Here is a 1449-nt window from a genome sequence, read left to right on the forward strand (position 1 = left end):
ACGAGGCAGGCGACGCGGGCGTCTGCGCGGCGGGGGCCGAGGCCTCGGCGCGCTCCTGCTTCTTACGAGCCAGGGCCTCGCGTGCCTCGCGAGCGCCGAAACGACCCGAGGAGGCCTCGGACGACGAAACGGAGGACACCTGGCGCGGCGCTCCCCCACCGGTCATTCCGACCATACCCTGGACGGGACCCGGTGCGGGTGCGGCGGTGGGTGCGGGCACGAGGATACGCCCCACGAGGAGCTCGAGCTGGAGTCGGGGTGAGGTAGCGCCCGTCGTGGCGCGCAGGGCCTCGTCGGTCAGGTCCGCGGCGCGGGAGAGGCCGTGCGGCCCCCAATTCTGGGCCTGTCGCTGCATGCGCTCGAACTGGTCCTGCGGAGTGTCGGCCAGGACATCACGCGCGCCGTCGCCGGCGACTGCGATGATGAGCAGGTCGCGCAGGCGCTGGAGGAGGTCCTCAACGAAGCGGCGCGGGTCGTGGCCGGACTCGACCATGCGCTCGACGACACGGAAGGCCGCAGCGCCGTCACCACCCGCGAGGGCGTCGACGGACTGGTCGAGCAGCGCGGAATCCGTGTACCCGAGCAGCGCCACCGCTGTCTGGTAGGTGACCTGGCCGTCGATCGCGCCGGCCATCAGCTGATCGAGCACCGAGAGGGTGTCTCTCACCGAGCCGCCGCCCGCACGCATGACGAGGGTCAGGACACCCTCTCCCACGCTGATGTGTTCCTCGGCGCACAGGGTCGTCAGATACGGGCCGAGGACGTCCGGCGGGACCAAGCGGAACGGGTAGTGGTGGGTGCGCGAGCGGATCGTGCCGATGACGCGCTCGGGTTCCGTCGTCGCGAAAACAAACTTGACGTGCTCGGGCGGCTCCTCGACGAGCTTGAGCAACGCGTTGAAGCCCTGGTTCGTGACCATGTGGGCCTCGTCGATGATGAAGATCTTGTAGCGGTCGCGCACCGGCGCGAAGGTGGCGCGCTCGCGCAGGTCACGCGCGTCATCGACGCCGCCGTGCGAGGCCGCGTCGATCTCGACGACGTCGAGCGAACCGGGGCCGCCGGTGGCCAGCTCGCGGCAGGATTCGCACTGACCGCACGGGGTATCCGTGGGACCCTGCGCACAGTTCAGACAGCGCGCCAGGATGCGCGCGGACGTTGTCTTGCCGCATCCGCGCGGCCCCGAGAACAGGTACGCGTGCGTGACGCGATTCGCGCGCAGCGCCGCCTTCAGAGGCTCCGTCACGTGCTCCTGCCCGATCACCTGGTCGAAGGTGTCGGGACGATACCGGCGATACAGTGCTGTGGTCACCCTCCAAGCCTAGTTGGTCCCACCGCCGTCTGCGTCCCGCGCCGCGCGTTCCACAGCCGCCCTCAGCGACGAGTCCGTCGCTGAGTATGCGCTCCCCTGCGATCGGTGTGTGGTGTGGTGGGAGAGATGTGGCAGGGGCG

Annotated in this window: 1 protein-coding gene; it reads right to left on the minus strand. The window is 70.0% G+C overall.

Annotation, left to right across the window (positions count from 1 at the left end):
* Positions 1 to 1309: DNA polymerase III subunit gamma and tau (locus tag HMPREF1136_RS02975; RefSeq protein ID WP_009647844.1), on the minus strand; the 1309-nt coding region annotated here is incomplete at its 3' end.
* Between the last annotated feature and the right edge of the window lie 140 nt (positions 1310 to 1449).

Source organism: Actinomyces sp. ICM47 (assembly GCF_000278725.1).
Lineage (GTDB): Bacteria > Actinomycetota > Actinomycetes > Actinomycetales > Actinomycetaceae > Pauljensenia.